Raw genomic sequence first — 16488 nt, 5'->3', positions numbered from 1 at the left:
AGTCCCCATGACAACCAGCGCCCACGCGCAGGGCTGGCAGGACTATGAGCTGCCACATATAACCTTTTCCACGCCGCAAGATTGGGAAATCACGTATAGCCAACGCGATGTTGAATATGATTTTGCCAGCCCAGACGGTACGTTTTCTCTCTGGGTGAACTGGTGGTTTCCTGACGAACCGTTGCTTGGATACGATGACATCGTCTCGCACCGGACCCTCACATTGGCAGGGAAAACCGCGCTGCTCATCCATATAGAAACTGAAACCGAACGCTATCTGACCATCGCGTTCCCCGAAGACAAAAACAGCGACGGCGAGGTCTTGTTGTTCCAACTGATTGCGCCAATGAGCCTGACCATCACCAACCACGAGAAAATGATGGACATGCTCACGGGTCGGTTTTTCTTTGACGGGCAAAAAGTTCAACCCAACAGCAGAACCCCCTTCAGTTCTGGCGAGAAATCTTCTGCTACCGCCCCCAAGGCCACCCCTGCCCCACCAAGCCCCAAGCAAGACGCGCCCCCCCATCAAACCACATCCGCACCGGTCACCCATTATTATGACGCGGATACTGATTTTTCGGTGCCGCACCCTGTTGGGTGGGAAACACATACCGCGCAAGGCAATGGCCTAAGCCAAGTCGCGTTGGTGGCCCCTGAACAGGATGCGATGGTCTTGGTGATTGCAGCGCGGGGGCAAGATGCGCGATCCGCAACCGATATGGCGCTTGGTTTGTTGTATCGGGATTCCCTGATCATCAAATCAATCGAAGACGAAGCCTACCCTGAAATTGGTCAATCTTCGGCCCACGCTGTCGAAACAGTCTCGAAGATTTACTCCATCAGCAATATTGCGATGCCTTATACTCGTGGCAGGGTCTGGGTCTATCAAGGGGGGGATACCGAAAACGCCTATGTGATCGTCACTATTCGCCCCACTGACGCCACCCAAGACCGGCAAGATCAACTGGCGGCCATCGCCACAGGATTTCGCTTTGGAGCCCCGCCATCTTCGGCAACGTCACCGGCGACTTCACCGGTATTGTCCCCCAAAATCAAACTGCCGTCCAAATCATCGAAAGAGTCCTTGGGCGAACAATGGCTCGCGCAGCTGGAAACCCATTTTCAAAGCGAATGCATCCTTGAAACGCTCGTAGGCTCCTCGCGTTCAGCACTGACTGTGATGAAGACAGCCAACGCCGAGCCGCGGTTTTTGGCGACCTGTATGAACGGGGCACATCCGATTTTTGCCGCAGACTTCCCCTATGACCCTCAAGGCCAAACGTCGGACTATTTTTACCCGCTGTACATTGAAACGTTTCAGGCCAACGACAATTCGGATTTTTCGTTTCTGGCCATTCAGGATCAACTTTTGCTGACGTTGACGCTCGAGGACGACAACTCGCTCAGCCTTGAGGTGACAGAGTTGTCCGCGCCTGAACCTTTGCCATCCCCCAAAGATGCCACATCCTCACCGGATGACATGCGTGCCGTACTAGGTCCGGTCCAGATTTTCGATGGTCACTCTCTGGCTGATTGGGAGCCTTTCGCCTTTGAAGGCGGTGATTTCGACCTGCACACCAATCTTGGACATGGGGGTATGCACATCAGCATTCCCGACGATAAAGGATGGGCCAAAACAGGTCTGATCTATCGTGGACGCGCGTTCGAACTCCCCGAGAACGGCGAGAAAACCAGCCTTGAAATCTCTGTTCTCATGGATGCGGACGCCTCCAACAGCCTGACCATTGCGATGCTGAATCCCGAGAAAGACACAACAGATCCGTATGAAAGCTATCTGTTGCGCTTTCATCTCGTCAAAAGCGGTGACCTTGGCGTGCTCTCGGCCTCGGCAAAAAACATCTCGCAAACGGCGCGGCTTTCGTTTCTGTGGCCCGCAAATGACACCACCGTACGGTTCATTCTGCGATCGGATGACGTGTTTGAACTCCGCGACGCAGAGTCAAATGTTTTGGCGCTGTGGGATATTGGAAAACCCATGTCAAAAGGCCCTTGGTCGTTGGCCGTCTATGGTCAGGTGCCTCGAAAGAACACCGGTTTTGATCTTGTGATCAAGGACATCACCGCAACAATCGCCCCGACGCCAGACACCCCCGATCCGGATAAGGTCGGAGCACGGAACGTGGCACTGTTTGATGGCCGTCAGGTAAGTCCGAACTGGGTACCTCTGCAAAACGCGGAAAATCTGTTTCGATCTCGCGCATATTTACAAGGTGGCACTCTGAAAATTGGCTGGCCACAAGACGATACCGGCGCCAAGTATCTGGGCATTTATACCCCCGAACCCGTTATTTGGCTCGACACCTTTCATGAAGGCGCTGAAACCAGACTTACGGTCACAATTGACGGCGCTATAACCAACGATTTCGAGGTGGGCCTGCAACAAGCCTTTGGCCTGTACCACAATATGTTGAGCAATGGCGCGTGGGTTGCCAGTTGGCGGCGGCAGGACGACGGGACGTTCACATTTCGCACCGAAGTGCGCGGACACGATGGTGCATTGATTGCCGAAGGTCTGTCTCAAGTTCCTAATCAATTTGACATTGTGCTGACCCCAAAAGGCGTCGCCATCGACGGTGTGGGGTTGCCGTCTGGCGTCGTGCCATGGACGCAGCTTATCGATGGTGCGGGTCTTCGTATTTGGACCTATGCGATGGCATCAAAACAAGGGAACGCAAGCCTTGGCCTGCATGGTATTGATCTGAAACACACCCCTGCCCCCGCGATGCCACCCGCAGCCCCCGCCGCAGGTGTAGCACCTCTGGCACAGACGGTGCTGTTTGACGGCACACTTGATGCGTCTTGGCAGAAAATATCTCGCGGGAATGCTATTTTCCAAGACTTGGCCCGCATAACTGATGCTGGACTTGTGTTGGCACGGCGGGAAAATCCCCCCAACAATAACAAGATCGCACTGGCCAGCACCGAAAAGATCATTACCCTTGATGAACGTGTCCAACGCACGCCGTATCGGCTCGATATTCAACTGGATCCTTCCGAGCAAAACCTTGGTGGCTGGATTTACTTAACCGAAAACCCTGACAATCCATACGATACCGCGTCTGTGGCGATCGAGCTTGAGCGTTTGACCTATGGCCCAAACAATGGCGGGCTGCGCGTGCGGATGTACTCGGGACATATGTATTATTCGCATCTTGAGCGCACGTTTCAGGCCGACTGGCTCGCGACTTGGGATGGGATGCTGTCGTTGGTCCTTGGCGACGGCGCGGCTGGCCTGAAGTTCGGCGACACCCTGACGCATGCCATCACAACCTCGCGGGTCCAGCGCGGGGGGGCCTATCGCCTGATGTTTGAACCAGGGCAGCGCACCCGACCTTCAGAACAGGCCCTGACGCTGGCCAAAGTCACAGGCGGCTGGATTACGCCCGCCAACATGACAGCCCAAGATCGCTGGCTGCTTGTCGATGATGAAACATTTGATGCCGACGCGTTCGCTGACGAATTGGCCATCGGGATAATGGGAAATTAATCATGCAATATAAAGCACTAAAATATAACACTAAAATTTCCATTTTCGGTCTCGCAATTGCCCTTGGGTATGCCATTGCAACACCTCTTGCGGCGCAAGCTCCCGTGATATTTCCAGATGACTCTGCGGTTCAGTCCGAGCGCAACGCCAAAGACACCCATGCCATCAGCCGCTGGACGGGCCTGCCGCATGATCGGCAAATTCTGGTTTTACAGGCGCTTGGGCTCAAGCTGCCGCAAGCCTTTTACGATTGTGTCTGTCGCTCGGCAAATTACGGACAACCCGGCACCAGCCAGTTCTATCATCCCGATACGATTGGCACCTATGACCCGCGATATTCCTGCCAACATCCCGGCCCACCCTGCATTGTGTCGGGGTATGGATGCGGTCGCCATGATCTGCCAAGTGATCCGCAAATCTTTGAAAACTGTGGAAAAATCGAAGGACTCGAGGGGGGAAACCCCATGGACAACATCCTCAGCGCACTTGCAGATCGCGCCAACCGCAAGGCGCTCACCGGAAATCCCGTTGTCATGCGCCCCAAGCCCGCCAAAGAAGCAGCCCCGGATTGCAAAGCTCAGCGCGCGCTGGCCGGGCTTCCTCCTATTGAGAAGGCAAAAGACCCCATTCCACCTGAGCGGAAAATCTATGCAATTTCACCTCAGATGCAGGAAAAACTAGAGAATATGCATCTGAGCCAAGCAACCCAACAGAAGATTTTGGCATCGCTCGCCAAGGCCTTGGCCAGCGCTCCACAGATCATTCCGTTTGGCGATGAACAGGACTTACGGATCGATATGGATGTCGCCGAAGTTGGGATATCCACGGACAAAAACGGCAACCCCTATATTTCCGAATTCGTTATGAAGATGCCCGAGCTCCAAGAAAGCGACACAGATTTTCAGGATTGGATCAAATGGAAAAAGCCGAATTTTGAGGCGGCAATCACCTTTGATCCATCCGACCAAGACGATGCAATCGCAGGGATCAAGCCCAAGGGCTATCGAGTGGGATTTGCTTGGGATGGCAAGCTCGAAGCAAAATTCGGCATCGATTTGGACCCGTCAAAGTCGGCAGCAGACTACTATGACGGGGAATGGCAAAAAGAGTCAGAATATAGTGTTGTCAGGTTCTTCGAAAACACGTTGGCAGATTTCGACTTCTATTTTGGCACGGCCGCGGATGCGGTGTCGTTCGAGGTTGCCGGTAACAAACTTTCGGTCGGCCCCGAAGTGACCTGGAAGATCAAGGACCGATATTCAAAGTGGCTGTTCTCAGACATGAACGACCAGTTCGATAACCTGCTTGAGCACCAAAAACACTGGGAGGAACGGCGTGGCGAAATGATCCGTCGCGAAGCCGCGAAATATGGCGTGGATGCCCGCTGTTTCTCGACTGGGAAAACCATTTCACTCACGCGAGCAGCCTATGAGAAGCAAAAACAATCGAACCCATCCCTCGGTGCGCCTTTCGCTAACCTGACAGGCAAGTCGACAGCATCCGGCGGAGCACGGTAACCTTTGCCCAGCAGAGCATGTCGAAGCCACGCGATTGGTCTTGGCTGGCGCTTGCCCTGCGCAGCTGTCCCAAGAAAATGGACTCAGGGCCGCTACTTCAAGAACTTGGCGGGCGTGGCAGCGTCCAGCCAAAGCGTACGCTGGCAAGCCGCAACCCCACAGCCAGCAAGACGGCCCCAGACGCTGCGGGGGTTTCCGCAATCCCTAACCACAGGCAACTGGCATAGGTTGTCGCTCCGGCAAAGGCAGCCAGCGCATAGACGTCCTCGTGCAACACGCGCGGGACTTCGGCGGCCATAATATCACGCAATACCCCCCCGCCAATTGCGGTCATCACCCCCAAAAGGATCGCGCCCGGCGGGTCCACCCCAAGAACCAGCGCTTTTCGGCACCCTGCCACTGCAAAGACACCAAGGCCGATCGCATCCAACAGCATCACAGGCCTCTTGAAACGCTCGATCAGCGACGTAAAGAAAAACGCACAAAGCCCAGCCACGGCTGCAATCGCCATTGGCCAAAACGTGCGCAACGCCTCTGGTGGGACCGCACCCAGCAACACGTCACGAATGATCCCGCCAGCGACCCCGGTTGCGATCGCAAGTACAAGAATGCCGAAAACGTCGAAATTGCGTCTGATCGCAACCATCGCACCGCTCAGCCCAAATACAAAAATACCCAACACATTCAATATGGAAAACAGTAAGGTTGCCGACATATTGCCCCGCTTTCGATGTCATCTGCTTCACAGTCGCTGAAGACGTCGACAAATGAAAGGTTTTCCATTTTCACGCAGTTTTGCACGATCAGAACGCCTGTCAAAGACATTGAAATGTGATGATGACATCATCAAACGGCGGTTCTGGTAGGTATTCTATTCTATTTTGACAATGTGTTATTCCACCGGCGGCAAACAGTGTGACACCAATTCGGAGGTGAACCCGATCCTCCGGCCTCTAATTGGCGGAATACAGGCGCCCACCCCTTAAGGTGCTTCAGCGAATACCATGATCCCAATTTCATAAATCCCCACAAACCACCCAAACAAAATTTCAATTTTAATTCAATGCGTTAAGATGGCACCATCAAACTTATTGCAATTCATTCCTTCTTTATGCGACGGAAATTGACTCCCTCCCCGTACAAGGAACAACCGCGCAGGATTGTCTTGATGGCGGCACCGAACAGAGAGACCTCACCCGCAATACATGTGTGACCATTCGGCACTTTTCATTACCTCTGGTTCAGATAGATCTTGAAAGTGGAATAACAAAAAAGCCGTTTCGACCGCCCCCCGTTAAAAGGACTTATTCGATGAATTTCCGCCCACTTCTAATTCTACCACCACTGGTTGCCGCGGTTATCGGGTTCGTCTGGCTTAACAAACAGGACACAGCCCCGTCGTCAGTTGTGGAGAAGCCGCCACTGGCGGTCCGGGCGATGACCTTGCAGCCTCGCGCGCTACAAGCGACGGCAACGGGATATGGACGTGTCGAGGCCGCGCGGGATTGGATTGCCGTCGCTCAGGTTCAAGGGCGGATCACCCATCTTGTACCCGATCTGGCCGTTGGAACCATTGTTGAGACGGATCAGCTTTTGGCACAGATTGATCGCACCGATTATGAATTGGATCGTGAAAAAGCTCTTGCCAACATCGCCTCAGTCGAAGCTCAGCTGCGTGAACTGAGCCAGCAAGAGGCGAACTCCAAAGCCACCCTAGGGGTCGAAACCCGCATTCTGGAAGTGGCAGAGGCCGAATACAAACGTGTGGTTACATTGGTTGAACGCGGCACATCCACCCAAGCCAAGCTGGATAGTGCCCAAAAGGTTTTTCTCAGCCAAACATCTTCGGTGACCAACCTAAAAAATACACTTGCCCTGTACCCTGCCAAACAACAATCTTTGCAGGCCACGCTTTCAGTGAGAAAAGCTGAACTTGCCGAAGCCGAGCGATCCATCTCCAAGGCTGCAATTTACGCCCCATTTCGGGGCCGAATTACACAAGCAAACGCCGAAGTCGGACAGTTTACGCGCAGCGGAGATACTTTGTTGGAACTTGTTGATATTTCAACAGCAGAAATCACCGCAGAAATCCAACCGTCTGAGTTTGGCCCGATGATGGCCGTCGCATTTAGCAAACAACAGGGCGAAGACACGGTTGTAGACACCTCTCAAGCCGTTGAAATATTAAAAGGCTTGGGGCTTTCCGCGGTTGTGCACCTGGCCGTTGCCGGGCGTGAAGGAACATGGCCGGCCGAAATTGTCCGTATGCGCGGCTCAATGGACAACGACACTGGCGCCCTTGGCGTTGTCGTTCGTGTTGTTGACCCCTTGGTCAGTCGCCGTGCCGTGATGCAACCGCCGCTCAATATTGGCACATTTGTTTCGGTCACATTCACCACGCCACTGGTGGACGGGCTGTTGACGGTGCCGCGCACGGCGGTCCGTTTTGATGATGCAGGCAAGCCATTCGTCTATTTGGCAGATTCCGAGCATAGATTGTCTCGTGCTCCGATTAAACACGGTCCGGTGATAGGCAAAAATGTTCTTGTCAAAGAAGGTCTCACCGGAGGTGAAACCCTCGTGCTTTCAATGCCCAATCCCCCGGTGATCGGAATGCAGCTCGACCCGCTTCTGCAAGACAAGGGTCAGTGATATGATAGGCTGGTTTGTCCGTCATCCCGTTGCTTCAAATTTGCTGATGATACTGATCTGCGTATTGGGGGTTGCCTATCTTGGCGACATCAAACGCGAGACATTTCCCGAATTTGCAGCAGACACCGTCACAGCCTCCGTGATCTATCCGGGCGCTTCGGCTCAAGACGTGGATGAAGACATCTGTTCGTCTCTCGAGGATGCGATCCTCGGCATCACGGGTCTTGCAGAGCTGAATTGTTTGTCCATGGATGGACGCGCGTCGGCCACCGCAGAACTGGAAGAAGGCGGCGACGTTATTCAGTTTTACAACGACGTATTTTCTGCCGTCTCGGGCATCAATGATCTTCCTGATGCTGCTGAAACTCCGTCGGTCGAGCTGGGAGGGCGCAAAGAACTTGTGGCGATGGTGGCCGTGTCGGGTATCGACGGAAAACAGGGGCTGAAATCCTATACTGACAAACTTGCAGATCGTCTCCAAGCGATCCCGGGCGTGACCGAAGCACAGGTTTCAGGGATCACAGATCGTGAATTACGGGTCACATTTGACGCTATGGCATTGCGGCAATATGGGGTGTCCAGCCGAGATATCGTGGCGGCCGTGAATGCGCGAAGCTTGCGCCAGCCCCTTGGCGAAGTCGACATCGCTGCGGGCAAGCTCACTTTGCGGTATACGGATGCGCGACGTTCGATCACCGACTTGCAAGACCTGATTGTGCTACAGAATGCGTCGGGTGGGATGGTCAAACTGGGCGATCTGGCGAAAATCAGAATTGTGGATAAGGATGAAAATACGCAATCGTTTATCGATGGCCAACAGGCCGCGATCATCAATATCTTCAAATCCACTGACGCGGACTCCTTGCGCACTTTTGACAAGGTCAATGCAGTCTTAGAAGAGGCGCGCGAGACCTATCCGGCCCCTTTTCAAGTGACTGTGACGCGCAACATGACCGATCTGGTCAAGGAACGCCTTGCTCTGATCCTCAAAAATACCGGCACCGGTCTTATTCTGGTGTTTGCGACAATGTGGTTGTTCTTTTCATTGCGCGAAGCGTTGTGGATTTCGGCGTCGTTGCCAGTATCGTTTCTGGGCACATTGTTCCTGATGCAGGCATTTGGCATCTCGATCAACATGATCACCCTTGTGGCATTATTGATGGCCGTCGGGTTGATCATGGATGACTCGATTGTCATTGCGGAAAACATCGCGCGCTGGCGCCAAAAAGTGGGGGCACGCGAGGCCGCCACAAGGGGTACCCTTGAGGTGCTTCCGGGCGTGGCGGCATCGTTCCTGACAACCGCCTGTGTGTTTGGGCCATTGATGTTCTTATCGGGTGACATGGGGCAAATTTTGCAATTCATCCCGATGGTTCTGTTGCTGACACTCGCCATTTCGCTGGTCGAAGGGTTTCTGATCCTGCCCCACCACCTAAGCCACTCTGACCAAACTGGCCCGGCCACATATCGCGAACGCCCCGCCGGACGGGTACTTGAACGCTTCAAGGAAGGGATCGTCATTCCAGTGGTCGCCGCCTTGTTAAAGGTGCGCTATCTGACCGTCGGCAGTGTCATTGGCGCGCTGATCCTGTCAATTGGGCTTGTGACTTCGGGACAAGTCAAAGTCACAGGTTTCCCATCCATCGAAGGCGACACCATTCAGGCACGCATTTCGCTGTCCACTGGGATGCCCCGCGAACGCACCGTCGCCACGGTAGACCAATTGGTGGACGCGCTCTATCGCGTCGATGCCACATTGACCGAGAACACCGAGGGCAGCGCCCCGTTGGTTGAGCGGGTGCTGGTGCAATACGCCACCAACGCAGATGTCGACGATAACGGGTCGAACACGGCCACGATTGTCGTAGATCTCTTGGAAAGCTCCAAACGGAATGTCAAAGCAGATGACGTTCTAAGTGCATGGCGCAAGGAGGCCGGGCCCATCCCGGACCTTCTTCAATCGAGCTTTGCACAGGCAGAGATGGGACCGGGTGGATCGGATTTGCATGTAGAGGTCTCTGGGCGCAACCTTCAGGACGTTGAGGCCGCGACCAACGAAATCCGCACCACCCTGCTCGCCCGCACAGATGTCAGAGAGGCCTTTCAAGATTTCTATGGTGGCCGTCAGGAGGTTCAACTTATGTTGAACGCTTATGGCTACTCAGTGGGCCTGACCCCGCAGTCTCTGGTCGAACAATTGCGCAACGCCTTTTCCGGCGCTGAGACAGACAGTTTTCGAACAGGTGTATCCAACGTTACGGTTCAGCTTCAGCTCAGCGACACGATTGAACATCTTCAGGCACTGGAAAACTTTCCAGTATCCATTGGCAACGGCAAGCAAACCGCATTGTCCGCCGTCGCCGAAATGCGTCTGACACAAAGTTTCCCGACCGTTAATCGCAAAAACGGGCTGGCCGTCGCCACGATCACCGGCCAGATCGACCGCACCGCCATCACATCGTCCGGGATTGCCAAGGTGGTGACCGAAGAGATCGCGCCCGAGATTCAGAAAACATACCCAGACATCCAAGTCTCAATCGGAGGCGCCGCAGAAGATTTGGGTAAATCTCAGTCTTCCATGTTGACCAAATTGGTTCTTGGGCTGTGTGGCGTGTATTTGGTTCTGGCCTTCCAGTTTCGGAGTTATTCACTTCCTCTTGTTGTCATGCTGTCCATTCCTTTTGCACTCATTGGAACCATTCTTGGGCACTGGGGCATGGGGATCGATCTGGCAATGCCCAGCTTTATCGGCTTTGCCTCGCTGGCGGGCATCGTCGTCAACAATGCCATTCTGTTTCTCAGCTTTTTTCAGACCCATCTGAAAGGCGGCAACCACGCAGCCGCAGCCTTGGATGCCGTGCGCGAACGCTTCCGGCCAATTTTGTTATCGACCGGTACAACGGTGGTGGGCTTACTACCTTTGATCGCAGACAGCAGCCCACAAGTGCAGATAATGGTGCCATTGGTCGTCTCGGTCGCAGCCGGTTTGACCGCATCAATGATCCTTGTAGTGCTGGTGTTGCCATCCCTGTTGACCATCTACTTTGACATATTTTCTGTCTCACGGTGGATTTCCCGTTTTGATGCGTCTCCCGACTAGAAACTGCGTAGCTCCAGACACGTCATGATATGCTCGCGAGTGGCAAAGCAATTTGTGCACACGGCACTTGGGAAAAGAGAACTCACAGCATTAACAGCAGCCAAACCCAATTTCATGGGTTTGGCAAAATGCGCGTCGGCAGCTTTTTTGGGTATGGGTATCCGTACCTTGAATTTTGTTACTTTATAAAATAAAACTTTGCTCAACGAGGGAGTTTAGCACATGAGAAAGCGCGCCGCGTTACGGCAGGCGGATATATTGGGTGTTCTAGAGGCGTCCGACAGGCCAATGACGGCGTATCAAATTCTTGAACGCCTTCAGGTCACTGAGCCGGACATTGCGCCCCCCACCGTCTATCGCACTCTTGCCGCCCTGACCGACCAGGGCCGCGCGCACCGTCTTGAATCGATCAAAGCCTTTGTACCTTGCCGGTGCAGCCACGTCGAAAGCGTGCCAGTATTGGCGATCTGTGAAGACTGTGGATCGGTTGACGAACATGACGGCAGCGACCTTCTGCCAAAGCTCACTGCTTTGACCGATCAAAACGCTTTTCGGGCGGAACGACACATTGTTGAAATTCATGGGTTGTGCGGCACCTGCGCGACCTAATTCACTTTAACCATTCCGGACTGGATGAACTATGAAATACGCATTGTCTCTTATCGCGCTTGCCGCCGCTTTGCCTGCATTGGCCGAAGACACGCGCCACGTTGATGCCCATGAACACGGTGTTGGAACACTCGATATCGCCGTTGATGGCACCACCGTGGCGATGACGTTCGAAGCGCCAGGCGCAGATATCGTCGGGTTTGAATATGCGGCGAAAAGTGACGCGGATCTTGCCGCTGTTGATTTGGCAATCGCCACACTTGCTGCGCCGCTCGATCTGTTCGTAATGCCGGATGCGGCAGGATGTACTGTGGTTGAAGCGCTGGCAGAACTTGAAAGCGAAGATGCGCATGACGATCACTCAGGCGAGAAACACGATGGTCACGCGGATGAGAAACACGATGATCACGCGGATGAGAAACACGATGATCACGCGGATGAGAAACACGGGGACGATGATCACGCACATGAGGAACACGGGGACGATGATCACGTGGATGAGGCAGGACATACTGAATTCCATGCGCAATACACGCTGACCTGTGAGCAACCTAATGCGCTGACCAAGATTGAGTTCGCTTACTTTGATGCTTTCCCCGGCGCCCAAGAAGTAGACGTGCAGATCATCACGGCATCTGGGGCACAGGCGTTCGAAGTGGCACGGGACGCACCGGTTCTAGAATTGGAGCATTGAACGAAGGTGACTGATACAACACTCGAGATCACCGACGTTGCCTATCGTTGGCCGGGACGGGCCGGGTTTTCTTTGGTGATCCCGCGCTTGTCAGTTGCGCAGGGCGAGTCTGTGTTGTTACTCGGCGAAAGCGGCTCTGGGAAAACGACGCTATTGTCGCTGATCTGCGGTACAATCCTGCCGGATCGGGGACGGGTTTGTATTTCTGGGACCGACATCACCACAGTATCGGGTGGTGCTCGAGACAAAATTCGGGCCGAGCAGATTGGTGTGATCTTTCAACAGTTCAACCTGCTGCCTTTTGGGTCTGTGATGGATAATATCCTTCTCCCCCTGCGCTTTGCCCCCACGCGGCGCAAACGCGTATCGGATGCACAGGCTGAGGCATCTCAACTGTGTTACGCGCTTGGTCTGCCCGCAGGCGTGACCGATGCAAAAACCACGGCTCTAAGTGTGGGGCAACAACAACGCGTCGCAGTTGCGCGCGCCTTGATCGGGCAACCGCCGCTGATCATCGCGGATGAGCCTACATCAGCCCTTGATGCAAATAGTCAGACGGCCTTTCTGGATGTGCTGTTCGCACAAATAGCAACGCACAACACGTCGCTTTTGATGGTCAGTCATGATCCGCGCTTGGGCGCGCGTTTTGATCGGATCATCCGCATGGAAGACATTGCCCAGATCAAAAGAGCAGTGGCATGATTTTGCGCCTTGCCATTGCCTCGCTGTTTGCGCGTGCGCTGACCGTCGGTATGACCATCCTTGCCATCGCGCTATCGGTGGCGCTGTTTCTGGGCGTTGAAAAGATACGAACCGGGGCAAAATCCAGCTTTTCTGATACGATTTCAGGCACTGATCTGATTGTTGGAGCTCGGTCAGGGTCTGTGCAATTGCTGCTGTATTCGGTGTTTCGCATCGGCAACGCGACCAACAACCTGACGTGGAAAAGCTATCAAGATATCGCGGCGCGATCTGATGTGGATTGGATCGTGCCAATTTCATTGGGTGATAGCCACCGCCAGTTCCGCGTGATGGGCACAACCCAAGCCTTTTTTGAGCATTACAAATACCGGCAAGGCAGATCATTGGCGGTATCTGACGGTGCTCTTTTGGATGACCTGTTTGATACGGTTATCGGAGCCGATGTTGCTGCAACGCTGGGGTATAGTGTCGGAGATCCAATCATCGTCGCCCACGGCCTCGCGTCGTTTTCTGAACATAAGGATCAACCGTTCCGCGTATCCGGCATTCTGGAAAAGACCGGTACGCCGGTTGATCGCACCGTCATCGTCAGCCTGAAAGCGATTGAAGCCATCCATGTCGATTGGCAAAGTGGCGCAAAGACACCCGGAAAATCTACGCCTGCGCAAGTGATCCGCGAAATGCAATTGACGCCCAAGGCGATCACCGCAGCGTTTGTCGGCGTCAAAAGCCCCTTGCAGACATTCGCGCTGCAACGGGCCATCAATGAATACGGCCAAGAGCCATTGCTGGCGATCCTGCCCGGCGTTGCCTTGCAAGAACTCTGGGGCATTGTTGGCATTGCGGAAACCGCGCTGCTTGCTGTGTCCGCAATGGTGGTCGTCACGGCTCTCATCGGCATGATGGCCACAATTTTTTCCAGTCTCAACGAGCGCCGTCGCGAGATGGCCATCTTTCGGGCCATGGGCGCGCGACCTTTCACCATTCTGAGCATGCTTGTCTTAGAGGCCATGATGACGGCCGCGCTGGGGGCATTGCTTGGATTGGCCTTGCTATACATAGGGTTGGTCATCGCACAGCCCATTCTCGACAGCGCCTTTGGCCTATGGTTGCCGATTGGGGCGCCCACGCTGCGGGAAGTCTGGGTGATCCTTGGGGTCATCTGCGCTGGCGCAATTGTGAGCCTTGTGCCCGCAGTGAGGGCCTACAGAATGTCTGTCGCTGATGGTATGATGGTCAAAACGTGATGCAAGAAATGAGGCGAGTGGAATGATAAATCGCAGAGCAGCATTGATGCTATTGCTTGGGTCGGTTGCCACGCCAAGGATGGCGTTTGCAGCAACACCGCGGGAAATCACGTGGGATGATCTTCTCCCGCCGGGGCTACCCTATTCCGAAATCATCGGAGAGGGCGAAATGGACGAAGCGAATGACACGTGGAACCCGATCTATGACGCCAACGGGGTCAAGCTGAATGAAGACCTTAATGGTGCCTACATCAAAATGCCCGGGTTTATCATCCCCTTTGACGTCAGCAAAAATGGGGTGACTGACTTCATGCTCGTGCCCTACGTCGGCGCTTGCATCCACACGCCACCACCGCCCCCGAACCAGCTTGTGATGGTGAATTCCGCGCGACCGTGGCCCGATGATAAACTTTGGGATCCTGTCTGGGTCACAGGGACCATGAGTACCCAATTGCAATCCACCACACTCGGTCAAACTGGCTATTCGATTAAGGCCGACGAAATGGAAGTATACGTATGGTGAACTGGCATGTGTCGCGCCGCATGGTCCTCGCGAGGACAAGTCCAGTGTGGCTTACGGTTCAAACCACCCAAGATGCCGCAATATGGCGAAGGTCTGCTTTTGCACTTGGCCGTATGCCTAAAAGAACCGTCTTGCCTTTGCCTCATAGTCCTTAAACGCTGATCCGTATTGCTCCTCAAGCCATGGCTCTTCGGCGAAAGGCGCAGCTATCAGAACGACAATTCCAGCCGAGCCGACAAGCGCAGCGACTGCTGATGCACAAAGCACGATCCAACCAACAATCATTGTAATATCTGCCACGTACTGTGGATTGCAGGAGTAGCGACACATGCCGCTTGCCCGGAGCGATCATTTTGCGCCCCTGGTTTGGGCGACGCCGAACTGCGCGACTTTTAACCATACGACCACGTTTCCGGCGCCAATCAGGGGAACACCCACGCCAAACCGCAACCAATTTGGGATTGGCAGGTTTCCCCATTCCATGACGCCGAGGCCGATCAATATCCCAAAGAGGGCGAATGTCTGAACTCAAACCAGAATAGGAGTGGCCATGGTATAGCGCTTTGGCGGCCAAAGGCGGCGGCCAGGATATGCGATGGACCAAAGCATCGCAGCAAAATGATCAGGCCGGTGAAGATTATGACAGTCGGCATCATACGGCGTCATGTTCATGCTGGGTCATTTCGCGTCGCTCTTCCAAGGCTTGGCGCACGATTTGAAAGGCCGATGACAGGAACAAACCGGCCATGATCGTCGCCACAATCAGGTCAGGCCAACCCGTTGCCGTGCCCCATACACCAAGGGCTGCAAACATCACCGCGACGTTCCCAATGGCATCATTGCGCGAACACAGCCAAACCGACCGGACATTGGCATCGCCGTCTTTATAGCGGACCAAAAGCAAGACGCTCGTCAGATTTGTGAGTAGCGCAAGAAAGCCGACAACGCCCATGATCTCTGCCGTGGGGACGCCAGCATAGAATACGCGGTAGACGGTCGATCCGAACACCCAAACGCCCATCAGAAGAAGGCTGACACCTTTGAACAGTGCCGCATTCGTTCGCGCCCGAAGCGAGGCCCCAATGACCGCAAGTGAAATGCCATAGGTGAGCGCATCGCCCGCAAAGTCGAGTGCGTCTGCCTGCAACGCCTGAGACTTGGCCAAATGCCCCGCTGTCATCTCGACAAAGAACATCGTCGCATTGAGGGCTATGACGATCCAGAGCCGTCTTTTGTAGTCAGCTGAAACGCCGTCGAACTTGGCGTCATGTCCGCAGCAACCTGCCATCACACGGCCCCCTTTACCATCGAAATGGACTTGGCAGGCACAAGGTTGTTGTCCCCACCAGGTATCGTCGGGACAGATCCTGCGCGCATCTGCGCAACTCGCCTATTCATCCAATGTCGAATGGCCAGTCGATAGGCCAGCCCGCGAAATTGAGTAAGTTGCCGATGATTTGCATAGAAGGCATCCGGGTTATCAAAGACCCCGAAATCCCGATTGATCCCAGTCTTTTGGATGTAGGTGCTTTGACCCGCCCAAGCGACGTTCGGCGCTTGCAGGCAATCGGTGCCTGCCCCGTAAGCACAAAGCGACATACGCTCAGGAAACGCGGCTTGAAGCACCGACAAAACGGCTTGATCCAGAATGAAGCCCTCAAGCTCTAACCATTCCCCCCGATACTGTACTTCAACCCACGAATGGATGATGTTGCGCGGTGCAAGCGGATAGACCAGTTCTGGCACCACACCGCGTTGCAATCCTTTGTCGATGGTAAAGCCGTGAAACCGACAAGGTATACCCACGGCGCGCAGCAACGCCATCAGCAGCGTGCCCTTGGTGTTGCACTGGCCGTAGCCATCCGCCTGAAGTGGTCCGGCAAATTCGGACAGCGTGCTAAGATGTATCCAACCCGATTGAATGGATACAAGA

The 16488-nt window shown here is 54.3% G+C and carries 13 protein-coding genes; 9 read left to right on the top strand and 4 right to left on the bottom strand.

The genetic code is table 11. The annotated features are described in order from the left end of the window. The first annotated feature begins 7 nt into the window (after window positions 1-7). Entirely contained in the window at window positions 8-3511 is a 3504-nt protein-coding gene (locus tag FAP39_RS09920) for a hypothetical protein (RefSeq protein ID WP_138016248.1), read from the top strand. A gap of 2 nt (window positions 3512-3513) precedes the next feature. After that, a complete protein-coding gene (locus tag FAP39_RS09915) occupies window positions 3514-5028 on the top strand; it encodes a hypothetical protein (protein WP_138016247.1) in 1515 nt (504 codons plus the stop codon). Between the two features lie 97 nt (window positions 5029-5125). Here the strand turns inward: FAP39_RS09915 and FAP39_RS09910 are convergent, their stop codons facing one another. Then, complete coding sequence (locus tag FAP39_RS09910) at window positions 5126-5743, bottom strand: trimeric intracellular cation channel family protein (protein WP_138016246.1); 618 nt, start codon at window positions 5741-5743, stop codon at window positions 5126-5128. A gap of 596 nt (window positions 5744-6339) precedes the next feature. On the opposite strand from FAP39_RS09910, the gene FAP39_RS09905 reads away from it, so the two are divergent. The 7 genes from FAP39_RS09905 (at window position 6340) to FAP39_RS09875 (ending at window position 14555) form a co-directional block, all read left to right on the top strand. Next, the gene (locus tag FAP39_RS09905; RefSeq protein WP_138016245.1) at window positions 6340-7680 is read left to right on the top strand and encodes an efflux RND transporter periplasmic adaptor subunit; all 1341 of its coding nucleotides are present in this window, start codon (window positions 6340-6342) and stop codon (window positions 7678-7680) included. Window position 7681: 1 nt separating this feature from the next. Further along, entirely contained in the window at window positions 7682-10780 is a 3099-nt protein-coding gene (locus FAP39_RS09900) for an efflux RND transporter permease subunit (protein WP_138016244.1), read from the top strand. A gap of 222 nt (window positions 10781-11002) precedes the next feature. Then, the gene (locus FAP39_RS09895; RefSeq protein ID WP_138016243.1) at window positions 11003-11389 is read left to right on the top strand and encodes a Fur family transcriptional regulator; all 387 of its coding nucleotides are present in this window, start codon (window positions 11003-11005) and stop codon (window positions 11387-11389) included. A 31-nt stretch (window positions 11390-11420) separates the two neighbouring features. Then, window positions 11421-12083 (top strand): zinc uptake protein ZrgA, encoded by a 663-nt coding sequence (zrgA, locus tag FAP39_RS09890; protein WP_138016242.1) that lies wholly within the window; start codon window positions 11421-11423, stop codon window positions 12081-12083. 6 nt (window positions 12084-12089) lie between these two features. Continuing rightward, window positions 12090-12785, top strand: coding sequence for an ABC transporter ATP-binding protein (locus FAP39_RS09885; RefSeq protein WP_138016241.1), 696 nt, complete (start codon window positions 12090-12092; stop codon window positions 12783-12785). Beyond that, on the top strand, window positions 12782-14032 hold the full coding sequence (locus tag FAP39_RS09880; RefSeq protein WP_138016240.1) for an ABC transporter permease: 1251 nt from the start codon (window positions 12782-12784) through the stop codon (window positions 14030-14032). Before FAP39_RS09885 ends, FAP39_RS09880 begins: the two co-directional genes overlap by 4 nt. A 22-nt stretch (window positions 14033-14054) precedes the next feature. Beyond that, the gene (locus FAP39_RS09875; RefSeq protein ID WP_138016239.1) at window positions 14055-14555 is read left to right on the top strand and encodes a DUF3299 domain-containing protein; all 501 of its coding nucleotides are present in this window, start codon (window positions 14055-14057) and stop codon (window positions 14553-14555) included. A gap of 117 nt (window positions 14556-14672) precedes the next feature. Here the strand turns inward: FAP39_RS09875 and FAP39_RS09870 are convergent, their stop codons facing one another. The 3 genes from FAP39_RS09870 to FAP39_RS09860 all read right to left on the bottom strand — a co-directional run. Further along, window positions 14673-14885: a methyltransferase family protein gene (locus tag FAP39_RS09870; RefSeq protein ID WP_138016238.1), complete on the bottom strand. Its 213-nt coding sequence runs from the start codon at window positions 14883-14885 to the stop codon at window positions 14673-14675. A 322-nt stretch (window positions 14886-15207) separates the two neighbouring features. After that, window positions 15208-15843: a cation efflux transmembrane domain-containing protein gene (locus tag FAP39_RS09865; protein ID WP_138016237.1), complete on the bottom strand. Its 636-nt coding sequence runs from the start codon at window positions 15841-15843 to the stop codon at window positions 15208-15210. After that, a partial coding sequence (locus FAP39_RS09860) for a transglutaminase domain-containing protein (RefSeq protein WP_138016236.1) occupies window positions 15843-16488 on the bottom strand: 646 nt, incomplete at its 5' end. The genes FAP39_RS09865 and FAP39_RS09860, both read right to left, overlap by 1 nt.

Source organism: Shimia litoralis, assembly GCF_005518135.1.
Taxonomy (GTDB): domain Bacteria; phylum Pseudomonadota; class Alphaproteobacteria; order Rhodobacterales; family Rhodobacteraceae; genus Shimia_E; species Shimia_E litoralis.
The sequence above is the reverse complement of the archived record's forward strand: the minus strand, read 5'-3'. Positions and strand labels throughout refer to the sequence as shown.

Bases quoted from the DNA above. Each gene is read 5' to 3' on its own strand.
- FAP39_RS09920 (WP_138016248.1), top strand. From the start codon at position 8: ATGACAACCAGCGCCCACGCGCAGGGCTGGCAGGACTATGAGCTGCCA.
- FAP39_RS09915 (WP_138016247.1), top strand. From the start codon at position 3,514: ATGCAATATAAAGCACTAAAATATAACACTAAAATTTCCATTTTCGGT.
- FAP39_RS09910 (WP_138016246.1), bottom strand. From the start codon at position 5,743: ATGTCGGCAACCTTACTGTTTTCCATATTGAATGTGTTGGGTATTTTT.
- FAP39_RS09905 (WP_138016245.1), top strand. From the start codon at position 6,340: ATGAATTTCCGCCCACTTCTAATTCTACCACCACTGGTTGCCGCGGTT.
- FAP39_RS09900 (WP_138016244.1), top strand. From the start codon at position 7,682: ATGATAGGCTGGTTTGTCCGTCATCCCGTTGCTTCAAATTTGCTGATG.
- FAP39_RS09895 (WP_138016243.1), top strand. From the start codon at position 11,003: ATGAGAAAGCGCGCCGCGTTACGGCAGGCGGATATATTGGGTGTTCTA.
- zrgA (WP_138016242.1), top strand. From the start codon at position 11,421: ATGAAATACGCATTGTCTCTTATCGCGCTTGCCGCCGCTTTGCCTGCA.
- FAP39_RS09880 (WP_138016240.1), top strand. From the start codon at position 12,782: ATGATTTTGCGCCTTGCCATTGCCTCGCTGTTTGCGCGTGCGCTGACC.
- FAP39_RS09875 (WP_138016239.1), top strand. From the start codon at position 14,055: ATGATAAATCGCAGAGCAGCATTGATGCTATTGCTTGGGTCGGTTGCC.
- FAP39_RS09870 (WP_138016238.1), bottom strand. From the start codon at position 14,885: ATGTGTCGCTACTCCTGCAATCCACAGTACGTGGCAGATATTACAATG.
- FAP39_RS09865 (WP_138016237.1), bottom strand. From the start codon at position 15,843: ATGGCAGGTTGCTGCGGACATGACGCCAAGTTCGACGGCGTTTCAGCT.